Here is a 16,876-nt window from a genome sequence, read left to right as displayed (position 1 = left end):
AGGGTGTTATAGGTATAAATCAATTAACTTCGGAAGTAATTAACGGAGTGGTTCACATTGTTGCAGCTGAGATCTGCGCCATGCATCTTATAGCGGATGCTACACTGTCACTCAAAGAATAACATTCACAGTTCTAAATAATATTTTCAATGAAAGTACGATCGAAGTAACGGAGCAGTTAAATAAAGAATTAAAAATACCTCATGCTTCCAAATAATAATATTTATGGAACACAAAATATTTTTAGGCAATCAGCTCATTTATATATGGATAAGGTCTGATGGTGTATAATTACTTATTGATTATTATACGTTCATTAAAGAGTGAGTACTGATACTCCGATAAGATCAGTACATGATTATGTATTTTAATGGTTTTCAAATCGGCAATAGTACCATATTCGGCTAAGGGACCAAGTTCTTGTCCAGAGAAAAGGACAAGAACTTGGTTCCTTAAAACAGAAAACCCGCGCTGGGCGCGGGATCTAATGGGACTATGTTCTTGTCCTTCGACAACAAAGTTGCCTACATAAATATAAATGATCATCCGCCCTATAACAAAAAATCAGAAATAATCTCTATGGGTTTCTATATTCGGACTTAAAATGGCTATCTCCATTTGGATGTAATTTGGCATACTGAGTAGCGATTGTTACCCATTTATTAAAATACGTATGTGCTAATTCCCATAATAAGTGATTTAATAAACATGTCATCATCCGATATTCACTGCGATTAAAGACCATCAATATCTCTTTAAAGTCTTCTTCAAAACAATAAAAAGGAAGGATCAAACGATTTTAAATTTTTATGACTAAATATCTTCCCCTCATCTACAAAAGGGTTGAACCGGTACATACTTTCCTTCCAGAATACGTAAGCAACGCATAAGGACAAATTGGTGGGAACCCTTCTTCTCTTCTCTTCTCTTGTACATGCCAACTAATCACTTTATAGAGTGCCGATGTTCTTTTAAGTTAGAACAAAAAATGTGGTTTTTAAATGCCTCTAGTGTTCTAACAAGTGACCAATAGATTTCTTTATAGTTTATTTCCACAGTATCTTTATTGAGTACATCAATATTCAAATCAAAAATTGATGAGTAGTAAACTCCTTTTGTATTTACTTGTACAAGGTTTATCATTTCTTCCATAAGGTTCAAATTCGACTCCAAAAAAGGCCTGAAGATTACTGTTTTTTGAAGACAGTTTTCTTTATGAGAAAACAAAACGGCTTCCCATGATTCTTCCGATTATTATTGAAGTCTAAAATTCACGTTTCCACATATGATATCCTCAAGCTACGCTCAACCTGAGTTCCATTGCAAAACCCCATCAAGCATAAACTTAATGGGGTTTTGTTGTGAGGAGTTATTCCCTTCTGGTTCCAAAAAGCTTAACTTCTTTCGTGGCTTCTTTCAGGACTTCTTTTCCGTAAACCTGTAAGTCCAAGCAAACCTAAAAGACCCAACCAGCTCCAATTAGTTCCCCGATTCTCATTCGCGTCTGCTTGTGCTCTGTAATTTCCATTTTGATTAGCTGTTGAATTCTGATTCACCGTTGTATTATCATTCTTTGCATTCAAGTTGTTCGTTTGATTGACCGAGTACTGTGTTTGTATACCTAGGTTTGCTTCATCTTGGTTCGCAAATGCAGGAATACTTAAAAGTAAACTAAGACATACAACTGATACAAAAGTACCAACCTTCTTCATTTTTTCCCCTCCAAATATTATTGGGCTGGCAGTACCCAAAAATATTTTCCCCTTCTCTAGACTTCCTATCCTAGAATTTTCAGGTCTTGCCTTGCTTCAGAAAAAATTATGTTTTATATTCAGTAATTCTCGACCGAATGTTGTAAAACCTAAGCATTTCAAGTCAATTCCCATGATATTCGCAACTGTCGGGAGTATATCAATCTGATTTCCTGTAAACTCTACTTTTTGTCCGGATCGTTTCCTTGACTGATGAATAAGGAAGGGAACGTTAAATGTGCTAATATGCTTCTGATAACAGATTCCCAATGCTTGACTGAGATTTATCAGGATCAGATTTGTTTTTTATTTAGTCCGAAGTGAGATAAGGTTCACCTTTTACCTTCACCAAAGTATTCCATTTGACTTTTAAAACCAATTATATACTGGAAATAAACACCATCTGCAGCATCACTCTTCGCAAAGATAAAGAATGTACACATCGAATTGTTAATTTCAAAATATACCGCTCCTTGCTCAGACAGTGAACTATCGCACACGCTGGCGCATTGGATTGCCTTTCTTATGCCTCAAGCTGCTTGGCTTCTAATTGTTCTCTTCTCCTGTCTTCCCCTTATTTGGAGTAACAGCGAATAAGGATAACAGTCCGCCGATCGCCCCTAATGCAGCCATAGTGCCGAATAAGACCCAATGACCTCGGTTCATCAGAAGTGATACGACCGGTGGTCCCAGTGCAACCCCAATAAACCTCATACTGCTGTATAAAGAGGTGATCGTGCCGCGGTTTTCTTTTTCAATTCCTTCCGTAATCAGAGCATCCATACAAGGCAATACAACCCCAATTCCAATACCGCTTAAACTTAAAAGCCCTACCATGAAATAAATATTTTGACTAAAGCCTGTGATGAACATTGCTGCCGTGATCAGAGCCATTCCACCGAAGCCGAGCCATTTCATTAATAACTTGTTTTTTGCCGATGTTTTTACCGCTTCCATAAGAGGCCAGACACAGTAGCGCAAGAGGAATTGCCAGTACAAATCCCTTTGAAGCTCCCAGCAGCTTATACTTTGCTTCCAAAGTCTCCGATAAATAGAACAGCACTCCAAAGGTTACGAACATACAGATTCCGCCAATCGCAAATATCGCATACAACCAACGGCTCTTCTCATGCAAGATTTCTTTGATGCCAGTTATAAATTGCCCGATGTTTTTCTTATCGGCCTTTTCCTCTGCTTTTGGTTTCTTAACGAGAAATACAACAAGAATAAAGGAGATCAGACCACAGGACCGGAATTGCAATAAAGGGTGCATACCAAAGTAATGTGCCTAGATAAGCGCCAAGGATCGGACTTAACACTTTACCGAAGGTATTCGAAGTCCTCAATGACTCCCAATCCTTTACTAACCTCTCTTTCATCCTTAAACAGATCAGCTACAAATGGAAGTACGATCGGAAATGCACCTGCTGCTCCAATTCCCTGAAGAAAACGTCCCCTAAGGATTACCCAATAAGCAGTTACTACATTTAAGAACCAGGTAGACACAACACAAACTGTTCCGCCTAAGGCCGCAAGAATCAGACTAGGTAATATGACGATTTTTCGCCCAAAGCGGTCCGAAAAATACCCGGCTATTGGAATCATAATATGGCTATGAGCCCATAAACAGTGATGATCATACTGACTTGAAAAGCATTGATACCCAACTCTTTTGATATCTGTGGCAAAATAGGCAATAGCATAGAATTGCCAAGAGATTAACGGGATGGAAGCTAGTGCTATTAATGCCCCCTTTTTACCTTTCATGGGAGAACCACCTAATTTAATATTCGCATCCTGATTATTGTGGTTATTACAGCTGTAATTATACAACTTGTACTAGAAAAGCAATGCTATGCATTAAGCGTATAAACAAGCATACTGCAGAGGAAACTACATGGGAAAAAACCATACCAGATTTACAAGGAGGATGTTCATTTGTATTTTTATAAAGAAGGTTTGATTAATAACATTGTGATAGATAAACCAGATCCTGCAGCAGCTAAAGTTTTACAGGAAATTTTAGGTGGTCATTATGGAGAAATGCGTACCATGATGCAGTATTTCTTCCAAAGCAGCAATTTTCGTGGAAAAGAAACTCAGTTTCGTGATTTGCTTCGAGGAGTATTCCTAGAGGAAATTGCCCACGTGGATCTGGTACAGCATACAATCAACCAACTGCTAAACGGATCCGGTGAAGAACAAGCCGGAAATGCAGGCAGAGATGGCGCACCACTAGATGAAGCTGTGAAGCATGCCAATCCCCATCATTTCATCATGGGTGCGCAAGCCTCACTGCCTGTTGATGCGATGGGTAATCCGTGGCTCGGAAATTACGTCTATAGTCATGGCAATCTGATCAGTGACCTCTTGGACAATGTTGTACTTGAATCGACAGGTGTGCTCCAGAAAACTCGGATTTACGAAATGAGCTCCAACAAAGCATTCCGTGAAACACTCGCCTTCCTGATTGTACGAGATAACGCACACCAAAATGCTTTTGCCAAGGCTCTTGAGACCCTCGGTGTGAATTGGGGAAATGTATTCCCTATTCCAAATTATGACATTAATAAGTATCCGGAATGTCGTAAATTCGTAGATATGGGCTACCATAATGCACAGTTCAACTTTAGTTTGGATCCAACCAGAATTGCTGAAATATTCCAAGGTGCTTCTCCTAGCCGAAATAAAGGAAATCTAGAAGTAGTCCCTCCTCCAAGCGGTTTCCCTGTACCTGTTATGCCAGAGATGCCGAATGAGCATAGCCCAGGTCTGCGGGATACGCATGTCTGAGACTATGTAACCATAGTTAGAAATCTCCCCTCAAAATCCCTCCAGAGTTTAGGAGGGATTTTAATTTTACGATCAGATCCCCCATAGGATAACGAACCCTTGGCTGGAGTTACACTCCACCATCTCCAGTGATATCCAACCTCATTGAATACAAAGGCAATTACACTTGCAAGCGGTCCGTTAAGAATGATTACTGATAAGTCCTTTCTAAAATAGTAACTGCCAATCGTCCATGAAAGTATCCATCCAATGATCACGTTAAATAGCATTTGATTCCTCCATAACTCGTATTCAATTTAGTCGTTCCTTATTTTACATTTATACTATTATGAGATAATTATTATCTATTTATCGTTAAACTTACATTAATGGCGAAGCCTCCAATTGACTTACCTGTTTTAAGTGAAAAGCTGCAATTTTCTTGTTGTTGTGGGTATGCTAATGTTTGTTCAAATCCAACAATAAAGGAGACTATTTATGACAGGGATTCTAGGCGGTAACCCCAAAGAAGAACCGATGCATTATGGAGAGATTTTTACAGTTTGGCAAGCCTCAATGGTCGCAAAGGGAGCACTCTCTTGTTACAGAGCTTATATGTATCACACTGGCGACAATGACCTAAAAAAAATATTAGGTACTTTAATTGATCAAGCGGAACTTGAAATCAGTGAGTGTGATACACTGCTCTCACAGCAAGGTATTGCATCTGCACCATTAATGCCGAATCGGCCTGATGCCAAACTTGAAGATATTCCTGCAGGGGCACGTTTCACAGATCCTGAAATTGCTGCCAAACTTGCAGCTGATAATGCTACGGGACTTGTGGCATGTAGTCAGGCGATGGGGCAATCGATCAGAGAAGATATAGGGGCTTTGTTTGCTAAATATCACCTTACCAAAGCAGCCATCGGCCTTAAAATTCTACATTTGACTAAGAAAAAGGGCTGGTTGATTCCTCCACCTCTTCTTGTTAAAAGACCTGAATCCGTAAAAGCGTAAATCCTGCTCACTCTTCATCTTATAAAAAAAGAAGGCCCGCGATCATTCGCAGGCCTTCTTTTTGGTTGTCCTACCACTGCCTTTATCAGAATAAGCTATCTATATAAAGGAGGAGGACAACATTAACGTATTTATTGGTTATATGATTCTAGGGTTATCCCTATCGGCACCTATCGGCCCCATTAATGCAGCACAGCTTGACAAGGGACTTCGCGGAGGATTCATGCCTGCCTGGGCTGTTGGTTTAGGGGCGATCAGCGCCGATATCATCTACATGCTGCTTGTCTATTTTGGCCTCATTCATCTGCTGAACGCCCCGTTTGTTAAAGTGTTTTTGTGGTTGTTCGGATTCTTTGTCCTCGTCTATTCAGGTGTAGACAGCATTAAAAATACAGGTGACATTTCAGCTGACGGGCTGAGGGGCAACGATACCTCACTATCCAAATCTTATCTGTCGGGATTTCTCATGTCCTTGTTCAATCCCCTCTCGATCCTTTTTTGGTTGGGTATTTACGGCTCAATATTAGCCAAGGCGGTCAGCGAGTATCCGATGCAGCAGTTATTGATCTATAGCGGAGCAATCGTATTAGGGATTCTTTTCTGGGATGTAACCATGGCTGCCGCCTCCAGCCTCTTTCGTAAATTTCTAACCGTTCGGGTATTGAAGGCGATTTCCGTTCTGTCAGGTCTGTCGCTGATTGGATTTGGTTTTTATTTTGGTGTACAGGCTGCCCGACTTCTCTTTTTTCATTAAACCTTGTTTTTTCGCATCCTGATACCCTTAATCCGAAATTCAGGACCGCCCGGTAAAGAATGATATTCATGGGTCTGTTCGTCCGCCCCATGCCCCATAACATAACTGTCCTTCTTATTACGGATGTGTTGAACGATCCAATCACTCAAGGCAATCAGCGAAACAATTAGCAGGCTGATGTAGAAGCCTGGACGACTGAGCGCATGAAATAGCGTACCTGCTACAGCAGTAGCGATCAGCACTAAGCCTAGCCAGCGTTTCACCCCGTTTAGGAGACTGGGCTTAAGCAGCTTGCGGGAGGAGAGCAATATAAAGGACCAGTTATAGAGGATCATCAGTCCGGCAGCCGTTGTAATGTATTCGTATACTTTTCCTGGCAACCACAATGACATCATAATGGTACCTCCTAAACCTCCAGCTATTAAACAAAGGGCAAAAAACGGATATTTATCCTTCCATTTCTTCGAAAAAACCTTGGGTGCATCCCCTTCCTGGGAAAGAGTGATCATCATCGAGGTAATGGCATAAAGCGAAGCTGTCATCGTGGAGAACCCAGCTATGATCAACACCCCGTTAAACAAATGCGGTATAAAGGTCAGATGGTCGCTGCTGAGCGCGAGCACAAAAGGACTTTCTTTTGGATTAAAAGCACTAAGCGGCACCATGATTACTGCAAGCCCGATTGAGAGAACGTATACTGTAGCCAGTCCCAGCAACATCACCCTTCCTGCTTTTGGAGCTTCCTCAGGTTTCTTTAGCCTGTAGGACATAATTCCCAGCACCTCAATGCCACCATAGGCATAAAAAGCAAAAATAAAGGCAGACCACAACCCGATACCTCCAGATGGAAACAACGCTTTAAACCCAAGTGGAACTTTCGGTGAGAACTTAGAACCGCCGATCCAACCCGTCAGAAGTACGGCAGCAATAACAAGGAACATTAGTATAGCCGCCACTTTAATGATGGCCAGTATATTTTCAACCCTGTCAAAGCCCTTATTACCAAAAAACACAATCAATAGGCTCACGGCCGCAAAGCTGGCAGCAAATACCCACATCGGTACGGCCGGGAACCAAAAACGCGAGAATATGGACAATGCTGTGAGCTGACTTCCCATAATCAACAGTTCCGAGAACCAGTATAACCAGCCGCTCCCGAATCCGGCCCAGCTTCCAAATGCTTTTTTGGCGTACGATCGGAATGATCCCTGCTCCGGATGTTCTGCAGTCATACGTGCCAATGCATCAAATACGACATAAGTACCAACAGCCGCTAATATGTAGGCAAGCAGGACTCCCGGGCCACCCATAGAGATCGCCAGACCTGAACCTAAAAAGTATCCAGTTCCTATAGTCCCTGCTATACCTAATAAGCTCAATTGCCACCATTTCAATTTTTTGTCCTCTTCAGTTTTATTGGAAGTTTGCTTCATGAATTCCGTCCTTATCCTGATTAGAATTTGAGATATTTCTCCTCTCTAGAATTCCCCTCAGGCGATTCCGTTATTTACGGTAACCTTAATAAAGGAAGCCCGTAGACCAGAAAGGATGACAAACTTCTTATTATTCATAATCATTTTCTCAGAAGTGCTGTTTTGTTTACGCCCCCGTAAGTTTAGAACGGGTTGTTGCCCGACTCTTGGAGGAGCTGCTTCCCTTATCCATTTCCTCAAGAGGCTTAAGCTGCTTCAGGCTACCCTACTTTGCCTTCTATTTTATATTAATGGCTCTCCGCAAGTGCATTCATCCCGATATTTCTCGGGTTCAAAATTCCCCTCCTTCATACCTTTCAACTTTCTTCCTTAAAACCGACATTATCACATAATTATCGGGACTTTTCTAGGTGCATTAAATTGCTGTTAATTATCTTCTTAGTACCTTGAATTAAACCATCGTAAAACTATTTGCGACTTTTTTTATCTCCTTACACCGGATACTAACTTTGTTGTAAGGATAAAATTTTGTGTAAAGACACTAACTATAATGTTTAGGCGCCAACTTTAATGTCATACATTTGTTTTAAATTATCTAAAATTTATTATATTTGATCAAACTTTTTTTATAAAACTACACCAAAATTGAGAGGGATTCATTTTGATTCTATTCTCGGTGTCATTAAGATAACCTGGCGTTAGCAATAAAGTGTGACTAAAAATTTACAAAACATAATTGTTTTTCTATTTAAACAACCCTCCGCGACAATGTAGTTAACTTGTGTCAAATAACGATTATGTAGGAACATTTGTGCATTTTTGTATGACACAAATGCTCCTACATAAAAAAAGAAAAGCCTGATTTATCAAGCTTTTCATCCTTATGTTATGTTGGCACTTTTGTGTCAATGGACATCGGAAGAAGAAGACAAGAACATAGTCCCTTATAGAACAATAACTTGGTCCCTTTGCCGATTCCCCCACTTTTTCCGGCATATAAAATCCACCCATATAAATGAGTTGATTAATAATCATGTTTTCTTACAAAATTAACGAGATTGGTCACAGACTTCGGTCGTTCCGCCCACCTATGTGTCCGAAGCAACCAGGTGCGCGGCGCACAGCAGCTGGCCACGCTGCCGGCACCGATTCACGCAGCTCCCGGTAGTTGTTGATTTCTCCGTTAAAAATAAGTGATACTTTGCCCGGCACATTGTGCATCGGCTGCGAACCTTGAATTCATACGGTTTACTTAGGAAGGGTATCACTTCAACTCATCCATGAATAGGCTGTTGTAATAAATTGAATAATGGAGGTATCCCAGATGACCTTTGGGAACGAATATCCAAACAGCCAGGCTAATCCATCTGTATACACTTACTTTACCCGTTACCCCCCTTTCCCTTACTCTCATTACTACCATCTCTTCCGTTCAGAAAGCAGCCTGGCAGATCTACCCTCAGACAGCGGAAACACCAAAAAAGAACTTTTAAATGGTTATATGAACGAAAATGTATGCAACGGGCAGGGGATTAAGCTAAATACGGGAGGAGAAGTAGGCGGTAAACACGGCATTGGTTTAAATGCTGGCGGGAATTTAGCCTTAGGTAGCTTGGGTATGTATGCAGGCGGCCACATGGGTACTCCTTCATATGGAATCCATGCGCAAGGCAATACTCATCTGGACAGCAGCCAGGGTCTAGGGCTCAATGCCGAAGCCCAGGCCTTCGGCAAGTATGGGATTGCGGCTAAGGCGAAAACCCAAATAGGTGGCGGTCAAGAGGCAGGTTTTCATACGGGGGTGCAGGTCGGAGGAGAGTACGGTATGAGTGCTGATGCCGAAGGACACTTGGGGTTCAGTCAAGGCGCGGGACTGCAAACCCATTTGCAGCTTGGTGGCGAAAATGGTCTCGGCGCCCAGGCCAAGGCACAACTCGGCGGCGGTCAAGGAGCAGGCTTAGGAGTTGCAGGACAGGTAGGCAAATATAATGGAAAGTTAGGATTTAATATCGGCGGCAAGGACAAAGAAACCAAGGAGTAAAAGTTGCCCCAACGTTAAGTATTATAACCTTTTATTAGACATCCATTTAATCGTCAATGCGACTATATACGTCCTTGAGGAAATAGTTAATTAATTCCATGTTTATTTGATGAATATCAAATCGGTAATAGAACCATGTACCTGTCCATTAACGGCTAAGAGATCAAGTTCTTGTCTGGAGTAAAAGACAAGAACTTGATCCCTTAAAATACAAAAACCGCGCGAGGCTCGGGTTCTTATAGGACTATGTTCTTGTCCCCTGACATCAAAGGACAAGAACATAGTCCCTTATCTGATTCCCACTATTTTCAGGCACAAAAAAAGCCCTTAATTCGGGCTTAATTTATCAATTTGATTACCAGTCATACTTCTTAATATATGCATCCACATATCCAAATGATGCAACCTACCACTTATTCCATTAATCTTCCTTTACTTCATTATCGTTCGGAATTAATTCATACAAGGCACGAACATCACAACCGATGGAATCGGCGATCGATATGGCAATTTTGAGTGGCATCACTCTTTTGTTTTCAATAAAGTCGTAAACTCGTTCCGGTTTAAAAAACAAGTCTTTTGCCAGCCATTCTGCTGACTTTCCGGATTCCATCAATCGTTCATTCAGTAAGCAACGTCCTAGTTCAAATTTCAAGAAGCGATGACCTCCCGTATAAGATAATACTTAACCTTAAGCGTTGTCCATTGCCAGCATGAATATACTTCATAAAGAGTCCTATAACGATGAAATTCCCCATGCGTCTGCCCAATTGTTGGGCGAGTTCCATCGCGGGCCTTCGTTTCCCGTTAGTTCAACCGTGTTAGACTCCGAAGAACTCTTTTATCTTCAGCCAAGACTCATACCAAAATGTTTTCGATTTATATGGTATGGCGTTCTCTATCTGTTCCTCATTTTTTATTATAAAAACTGCATTATCTGTGGCTTTCAAATTATTTATCTTGGCTGTCTTTTCTATATTGTTCCTCTCTTCTATCTGCACACTCCGCTTATCAACCGAAGTTTCAAACGAATTTTCCTGTTCACGATTGAGATATATGATGCATAATAGCACTGTGTAGAAAATCTGCAAAATCCTCATTGCTATATTGATTAAAGTAGTTATTGAATCGTACATCGAATTTATAAGTATCGGCAATGCAAGCCAGTAGCTCTTTATCACATGGCATGAATTGCATTAGATTTTTTTTCCACTCCTTGATTAATCGCTGAACTTCATCGGAGGAAGGATGCTGATCGACACAAGACGCAATTTGCTTGAATACTTCCTCCATCGATTGAAAACGTTCATCTATTTCATCTTGTGATAGTTTATCCAACGTTTCATTAAACACATTATACGCTTCTGTTTCACCATAGATGAATCTCGCCTCATTTGCATATTGTTCTTTTAATGGCAAAACGGAAGAATTGTTGAAAATTTGCAAATTACTAATATCATTCCCCGAAACGTATTCTTCGAGAGCAACCATGATGGTTTCTAGTCTTTGTTTTCTCGAAAATAAGGTTTGTCTCTGCTTCTTTAATATTTGATTCTGTTCTTGCCTGGTCAGCTTTAAAATGTCCGCAATTTCTTTCAAGGAAAAATCCAATTCCTTTAAGAACAAAATAGTTTGAAGTTTTTCCAAACTGCTTCGATCATATAAGCGATACCCTTTTTCCGTCAGATGTGTCGGTTTAAATAAATCAATCCTATCGTAATAATGCAAGGTCCGGCTTGTAATGCCTGTAATCTGAACAATATCTTTAACAGCTAATAATGGTTTCTTCATCCCAAAATCCTTTTACTTCGTCTAGTATTTGAGCAGCAGGTGTTATTGTGGCCTCAAAGATTGTTCTTCCTGTTTTTCTTAAATAATATTGGATTAAATAATATCCGCAAGCGTAGCCAGCACTATAAGGCATATTGACCGGTTCAAAGTTTTGAAGTTTGGCGATCTCGTCACCGTAAAGATACGGAGCAAATTTATCAAACCCTGTTAATTGCAATTGCTCTCTAAGGACAGGTTTTATGCGCCTGTTAAGTGTGTCTGCGTTTGTTTTCGTTACCCAAGGGCCGAGCAATTCTTCGCCAAACATGAACATAGCATAGTTTTCAGCTAATCCTTCACTTACAATGAGCTCGCCCAAATTAACGGTGTGATCCCACTGAATAAATTGATATCGCACATTATGGTTGCACTCGTGCGCCAGCGCAGCCTTCATTCGAGAAATCGTGTACTCATTTGGCAAGAGTGTACCCCAGATAAACCCGGGAATGCCCCCAAAGCCACTATATCCTTCGTTTATTGTTAAGGCACTGCTTTCAGGATTCCCTAGTTGAATGGTAAACAAATATTCGGATACGGGGAGACTTATTTCATGCTCTATAAATAGACGGAGGCTTTTCCTTACCGCGTGCTCACACTCTAACCAAAAAGAATCTGATGAAATCAACTCTACCTCAGATGAAATCTGCTGGGTAATCTGATCAGGGGATCGATGCATTATACTATTAAACGTAACAACGTCAAAACCATTCCCCTCTTCAGCTCTAAAAGGGATCTGTTGAATTTGCCATTGTTTCATAAAGGGAGCCATCATTTCATTTCTGAATAATTCAAGTTTTTCCTCGGGCGAAGCTTGGGCAACTTTTTGATAAATGTGGTCTGAACGCAATGTTTTTATGTTCATATCTCTCACTCCTAGTCGTCTATAGTGAGAATTATGCACTATGACCTAACGTCATAGTCAAGTAATTTGGATCAAATACTGATAATTAGGTACTTTTATCGCCAGTTATATAAGTTTCTTCCCAGATGATTCTCCTTTGCCCTAATAATTATGATTACACCGTTGAATCAATTGTTAGATACGAATTTGCAAAAGGTTACAAACAATTTCGTTGATATTTCAATATAACAGAAACTGATCGTATGGAATGTCGCTCCGTACATATATAAGCAATAACGCCCTATCTCGTGCTCTATAACATCGTCCACCTTAAGAGTAAGTTAGGTCAGTTTTTATGGAGTATATTGTGTAAACAAGCTTATGCGCGCTTTTTTATTGTTATAGAACATATGGATTTGGTTTGAATGACAGACTCATTCTTTAAAATAGGGCGTAATCCCTCTTGAATATAGGTTCTCCACTAACTTGAAAAATTCTTCAGACGATAAATCCTTTTGACGCTGGAGCCAAAGACGAAACAAAGAAAGAGCAGTTGTCAGGTAAAACTCAATGAAGTATGGCGTTAAGGATTGGTTTTGCGGAACGTTTAATCCTAATTGATCCAAAGTGATTTCTTTCTTTAAGCGTTTTAAAAAACGGGCACTTCCATAATCACCCAAAAGGGCATTAAGAACCAGGAGATGTTCTTTTTTATCCAGACAATTGAGCGTATCTTGAACCGTATCCTTCGATAGCTCTTTATTCGCCAATTCTTTTTTCATGTCATTCAATAAGTCATTTTCAACAGAGTCTAACAATTCGTAAATGTCAGTAAAGTATTGATAAAAGGTGCTGCGGTTATATCCTGACTTATTCGAAATTTCCTGAATCGAAATTTTTTCAATCGGCTTTTGGCTATATAACTCACAAAAAACTTCTACAAACTTTTGTCTTGTTTTCTCCGTTATTTGGGGTTGCTTTTTCATGTTACCCTCCTACTAGTGAATAAGAATATCATCCGACAAATCATAAAAAACTGATGGTTGATCAAGGAATAATGAAGATTTATAATCACATCATACAACATGTTGTCGGATAATTAAAAGAAAATGCTAATAAGTAGGGGTGGTTTAATTGTCAGCAAAACAATTTACTGGACCCAGTCTAAGACTTTTTTTCACAGAACACCATACATATCCACATATCGCACTAAAGAATCCCCAGTAATAATCAAAACTCATAAACGTTCCCCTCCCACTTTTCCTAACTTGCAATCCATTAAGTCCAAAACGCCCCATGATAATCTCTCCCCGAAACGCCCGCCACTCTCATTTCTATGGCTTTCATCTTCACTTCTACGGAGTAGCCCACTTTGGTTACCAACACAAAAACACCTCTCAAATGATCCCCCTATCTTACGACTGGGAAGAACTTTCTTAAAGGTGTTTTGATTTGACTCACGTTATGGCCGAGTGCTCTATTTTGGTTTTTCTATCGCTTTAAAGTCAGGCTGAATGTTTAAATAACTCCCAGATGCCCATTACCTCCGTGATGGCGCGATCAATCGTTGCAAAAGGGACTCCGTCCCTTGCTTGTGTAGATATGCCATGCATGAAGGTATCAAAGACGGTAGTCATCATCGAGACATCTATGGACGAAGGAATTTCACCAACATCTATGGCACGCTGGATGCAATCTTGCAGGTGGCTACGAATCTGCTTTCTTTTTTCAGCAACAATTTCACGAATATGATTGTTTTTGGAGGAGCATGTGCTAGCTGACAGCACAATCAAACAGCCATTCGGATGATCGCTATCCGTTTGCATTTTTGCGGTACGTCTTAAAGTTGTTTCAATTGCTTCCCGAGGAGTAAGCGTGTGATCCGCAAGACTTTCCGTGACTCGTCCAAAAGTCCCCATATATTGTTCAACAGCTTCTTTAAACAGGGCTTCTTTTGACTCAAAGGCCGCATAGAAACTGGCTGCTGAAATATTTCCCATGTCCGCTCGAAGTTGTAGCAACGAGGTTGCTTCGTATCCTTGTTCCCAAAAGAGCATCATCGCCTTTAAAAGCGCTTCATCCCGATCAAAAATGCGTGGACGTCCAGTTCTTGCCATAAGAGATCCCCCCCTTGTTTTTCTTAATTATATACTAATCGATCCAAAAGTTATTGACAAGGTGTGAAAGGTTGAATAACATAAGGAATGATCGATCCACAAGTCGATTAATTTTTCATATCTGCCTAGAAGGAGGCTCATAGATGTCTGATTTATCTTCTAATCGTTTCCCATGGTTGGGGTTGTTAGCCTTAGCTGTGGCTGGTTTTATTGCAATTATGACTGAAACCCTTCCCGCGGGGTTGTTGCCGCAAATCAAAGAAGGGCTACAGGTGTCGGAAGCATTGGCTGGACAACTTGTCACATTGTACGCCATTGGTTCGATGGTTGCCGCCATACCCGTGGCAGTACTGACTGGGGGGTGGCGGCGGCGTCCGCTTTTGCTTCTATCGATTATCGGATTTCTTATCTTCAACACTATTACAGCTCTCTCATTGAACTATGTACTAACACTTGTCGCTCGCTTCTTTGCCGGAGTAGCTGCCGGTGTTTTATGGGGCTTGATTGCCAGTTATGCTCTACGTATGGTGCCTGATCATCTAAAGGGAAGGGGCATGGCTGTAGCCATGATTGGAACACCCATTGCTTTATCCCTTGGAGTTCCTGCCGGTACGCTGATAGGAACCTTAATGGGCTGGCGCTCGGTGTTCTGGTTGATGTCGTTGTTGGCGTTCTTGCTAATTTTCTGGGTGCTCTGGAAAGTTCCCGATTATCCGGGACAGTCGGCTGATAAACGCATTTCAGTATTCAAAGTTTTACTCACACCTGGGGTGATTCCTATCTTGGCTGTGGTTCTTACCTGGATGCTGGCACATAATATTTTGTACACCTATATCTCTCCTTTCCTGGATGATATGGGGCTAGAACCCTATCTCGGACAGATTCTACTTATTTTTGGGATTATGGCACTGGTGGGAATCTGGGTGATTGGGATTTTCATTGATCGTTGGTTGCGTCCGTTGGTTCTCATCAGTCTTACCGGATTTGCTCTGATATCTCTTGTACTAGGACTTTGGAGTGAGCATGGTACTATTATCTTCATTTCTGTTGCGTTGTGGGGGCTGACATTCGGTGGTGCGGCAACATTGTTGCAGACGGCACTTGCCCAGGCTGCCGGGAAGCAAGGTGTGGATATCGTGATGCCTATCAATACAACGGTTTGGAATCTGGCTATCGCCGGCGGTGGGATATTGGGAGGAGTCCTTCTGAATCAATGGGGTACAACCTCCTTTCCTTGGGCACTCCTGCTTCTCTTGCTTCTTGCTCTGTTTGTTGCCTGGCGTGCTAAAAGGTATGGATTTCGTCCATCCCAGATCCGTTAAGTAATCCGATTGCCATCCGTCTGCTATTGACTGTGAATTGTTCTTGCACGATCGTGGCAATCATTCATCTATTTGCGCCACTGAAAATCATAAAATGCACCACCAAAAACCATAAATTATATCAGATCGATATGTGAACCAGGCGGAATCATGAATTTCGTCAGGTTCTTTTTGTAGTCTAGTCTTGTAAATCAAAGCAATCTAAGTAAATATAAAGGTTTTATATTACTTAGTGAAAGTATACTTTACTTTTGTTAAAAATAAGTTTATAATTTGCTTCAAGAGGTGATGGTCATGAAGAAAGATTTTGGTGATTCAATATCCAATAAGGTTTATGAATATCGTGTACTTGCCAGAATGTCTCAGCAAGAATTAGCAGAGAAAGTCGGGGTTTCCAAACAAACCATTTTCGTAATGGAAAAAGGGAATTATGTTCCGACTCTGCTATTGGCTTTTCGGATTGCTGATTTTTTTAATGTTGATGTAAACGATGTTTTTACTTATTTGAAAGGAAATGATCAAAATGAAAATTAAGTCTATTTCTGATATCCATAACGCAATTTTTCACCCTTTAAAGTCCTGGGCTGAGCAATCTACGGGAAATTGGAATATTCTCATTGGAGTCGGTTTTTTACTGCTCATGGGTAGTGCGATTTTTACCTATGTATTTTATAAGAAGATTGGGCAAGACGATGAACGGACAAATAAAATCTTTTTGAAAAGCAGTTACTTTATGCTGTTGACAATTATTCTATGTGACATGATTTTTCCTAAAGAGTATATGTGGAACATCTTTTTCTTGTTCAAATATGCGCTAGCATTTTTAGCTGGTGGAATTTACATGGCCATCCAGTATAAAAAGGATTTGTCGTAAGGAAGGGTCGCAGAGCGAGGGCCAGCTAAGGATGGGGATTAGACAATGTTGATAAATATACTAACTAAGTGATATGGAAGTTCAATAGGTGCAATCGGGTTGTAAAATAAATTTCTAAAAT

16 protein-coding genes and 1 pseudogene are annotated in these 16,876 nt (G+C 40.6%); 7 read left to right on the top strand and 10 right to left on the bottom strand.

The features are described 5' to 3' along the window. Positions 1–1,394: 1,394 nt before the first annotated feature. Entirely contained in the window at positions 1,395–1,712 is a 318-nt protein-coding gene (locus tag NYE35_RS16950; RefSeq protein ID WP_341121735.1) for a WGxxGxxG family protein, read from the bottom strand. A gap of 585 nt (positions 1,713–2,297) precedes the next feature. Next, a pseudogene (locus tag NYE35_RS16945) lies at positions 2,298–3,518 on the bottom strand (MFS transporter). A gap of 171 nt (positions 3,519–3,689) precedes the next feature. Here NYE35_RS16945 and NYE35_RS16940 point away from each other — a divergent pair. Further along, positions 3,690–4,544 (top strand): manganese catalase family protein, encoded by an 855-nt coding sequence (locus tag NYE35_RS16940; RefSeq protein ID WP_341121733.1) that lies wholly within the window; start codon positions 3,690–3,692, stop codon positions 4,542–4,544. Between the two features lie 2 nt (positions 4,545–4,546). Here NYE35_RS16940 and NYE35_RS16935 read toward each other — a convergent pair whose 3' ends face one another. Next, entirely contained in the window at positions 4,547–4,813 is a 267-nt protein-coding gene (locus NYE35_RS16935; protein WP_341121730.1) for a hypothetical protein, read from the bottom strand. A gap of 208 nt (positions 4,814–5,021) precedes the next feature. On the opposite strand from NYE35_RS16935, the gene NYE35_RS16930 reads away from it, so the two are divergent. Continuing rightward, positions 5,022–5,543, top strand: coding sequence for a DUF3231 family protein (locus NYE35_RS16930; protein ID WP_341121727.1), 522 nt, complete (start codon positions 5,022–5,024; stop codon positions 5,541–5,543). Between the two features lie 121 nt (positions 5,544–5,664). Continuing rightward, positions 5,665–6,297 carry a LysE family transporter gene (locus tag NYE35_RS16925; RefSeq protein WP_341122476.1) on the top strand — a complete coding sequence of 211 codons (633 nt, stop codon included), beginning with the start codon at positions 5,665–5,667 and terminating at the stop codon, positions 6,295–6,297. Here NYE35_RS16925 and NYE35_RS16920 read toward each other — a convergent pair. Together NYE35_RS16920 and NYE35_RS16915 are read right to left on the bottom strand one after the other, a co-directional pair. Further along, positions 6,294–7,730 carry an amino acid permease gene (locus tag NYE35_RS16920; protein WP_341121725.1) on the bottom strand — a complete coding sequence of 479 codons (1,437 nt, stop codon included), beginning with the start codon at positions 7,728–7,730 and terminating at the stop codon, positions 6,294–6,296. The genes NYE35_RS16925 and NYE35_RS16920 overlap by 4 nt on opposite strands. Positions 7,731–8,792: 1,062 nt before the next feature. After that, positions 8,793–8,969, bottom strand: coding sequence for a hypothetical protein (locus NYE35_RS16915; protein WP_341122475.1), 177 nt, complete (start codon positions 8,967–8,969; stop codon positions 8,793–8,795). Positions 8,970–9,054: 85 nt separating this feature from the next. Between NYE35_RS16915 and NYE35_RS16910 the strand changes: the two genes are divergently transcribed. Next, positions 9,055–9,771, top strand: coding sequence for a hypothetical protein (locus NYE35_RS16910; RefSeq protein WP_341121723.1), 717 nt, complete (start codon positions 9,055–9,057; stop codon positions 9,769–9,771). A 421-nt stretch (positions 9,772–10,192) separates the two neighbouring features. On the opposite strand, the gene NYE35_RS16905 is transcribed toward NYE35_RS16910, so the two are convergent. The 5 genes from NYE35_RS16905 to NYE35_RS16885 form a co-directional block, all read right to left on the bottom strand. Further along, on the bottom strand, positions 10,193–10,426 hold the full coding sequence (locus NYE35_RS16905; RefSeq protein WP_341121721.1) for an XRE family transcriptional regulator: 234 nt from the start codon (positions 10,424–10,426) through the stop codon (positions 10,193–10,195). Between the two features lie 386 nt (positions 10,427–10,812). Then, positions 10,813–11,562, bottom strand: a complete 750-nt coding sequence (locus NYE35_RS16900; protein WP_036676991.1) for a MerR family transcriptional regulator — start codon at positions 11,560–11,562, stop codon at positions 10,813–10,815. Continuing rightward, on the bottom strand, positions 11,537–12,463 hold the full coding sequence (locus NYE35_RS16895) for a DUF2268 domain-containing protein (RefSeq protein WP_036676993.1): 927 nt from the start codon (positions 12,461–12,463) through the stop codon (positions 11,537–11,539). Before NYE35_RS16895 ends, NYE35_RS16900 begins: the two co-directional genes overlap by 26 nt. Positions 12,464–12,876: 413 nt before the next feature. Then, positions 12,877–13,428, bottom strand: coding sequence for a TetR/AcrR family transcriptional regulator (locus NYE35_RS16890; RefSeq protein ID WP_038571364.1), 552 nt, complete (start codon positions 13,426–13,428; stop codon positions 12,877–12,879). A gap of 519 nt (positions 13,429–13,947) precedes the next feature. Further along, positions 13,948–14,559 carry a TetR/AcrR family transcriptional regulator gene (locus tag NYE35_RS16885; RefSeq protein ID WP_038571358.1) on the bottom strand — a complete coding sequence of 204 codons (612 nt, stop codon included), beginning with the start codon at positions 14,557–14,559 and terminating at the stop codon, positions 13,948–13,950. Between the two features lie 143 nt (positions 14,560–14,702). On the opposite strand from NYE35_RS16885, the gene NYE35_RS16880 reads away from it, so the two are divergent. The 3 genes from NYE35_RS16880 to NYE35_RS16870 all read left to right on the top strand — a co-directional run bounded on the left by NYE35_RS16880 (position 14,703) and on the right by NYE35_RS16870 (position 16,755). Continuing rightward, positions 14,703–15,881, top strand: coding sequence for an MFS transporter (locus tag NYE35_RS16880; RefSeq protein ID WP_076099109.1), 1,179 nt, complete (start codon positions 14,703–14,705; stop codon positions 15,879–15,881). 294 nt (positions 15,882–16,175) lie between these two features. Then, positions 16,176–16,415 (top strand): helix-turn-helix transcriptional regulator, encoded by a 240-nt coding sequence (locus NYE35_RS16875; protein WP_036677000.1) that lies wholly within the window; start codon positions 16,176–16,178, stop codon positions 16,413–16,415. Beyond that, positions 16,405–16,755 carry a hypothetical protein gene (locus tag NYE35_RS16870; RefSeq protein ID WP_036677002.1) on the top strand — a complete coding sequence of 117 codons (351 nt, stop codon included), beginning with the start codon at positions 16,405–16,407 and terminating at the stop codon, positions 16,753–16,755. Before NYE35_RS16875 ends, NYE35_RS16870 begins: the two co-directional genes overlap by 11 nt. The last annotated feature ends 121 nt before the right edge of the window (positions 16,756–16,876 follow it).

The organism is Paenibacillus sp. FSL L8-0494, assembly GCF_038003695.1.
Classification (GTDB): domain Bacteria; phylum Bacillota; class Bacilli; order Paenibacillales; family Paenibacillaceae; genus Paenibacillus_AQ; species Paenibacillus_AQ odorifer.
Note: the sequence above shows the minus strand (reverse complement) of the source record. Positions and strands in the feature narration are given on the sequence as shown.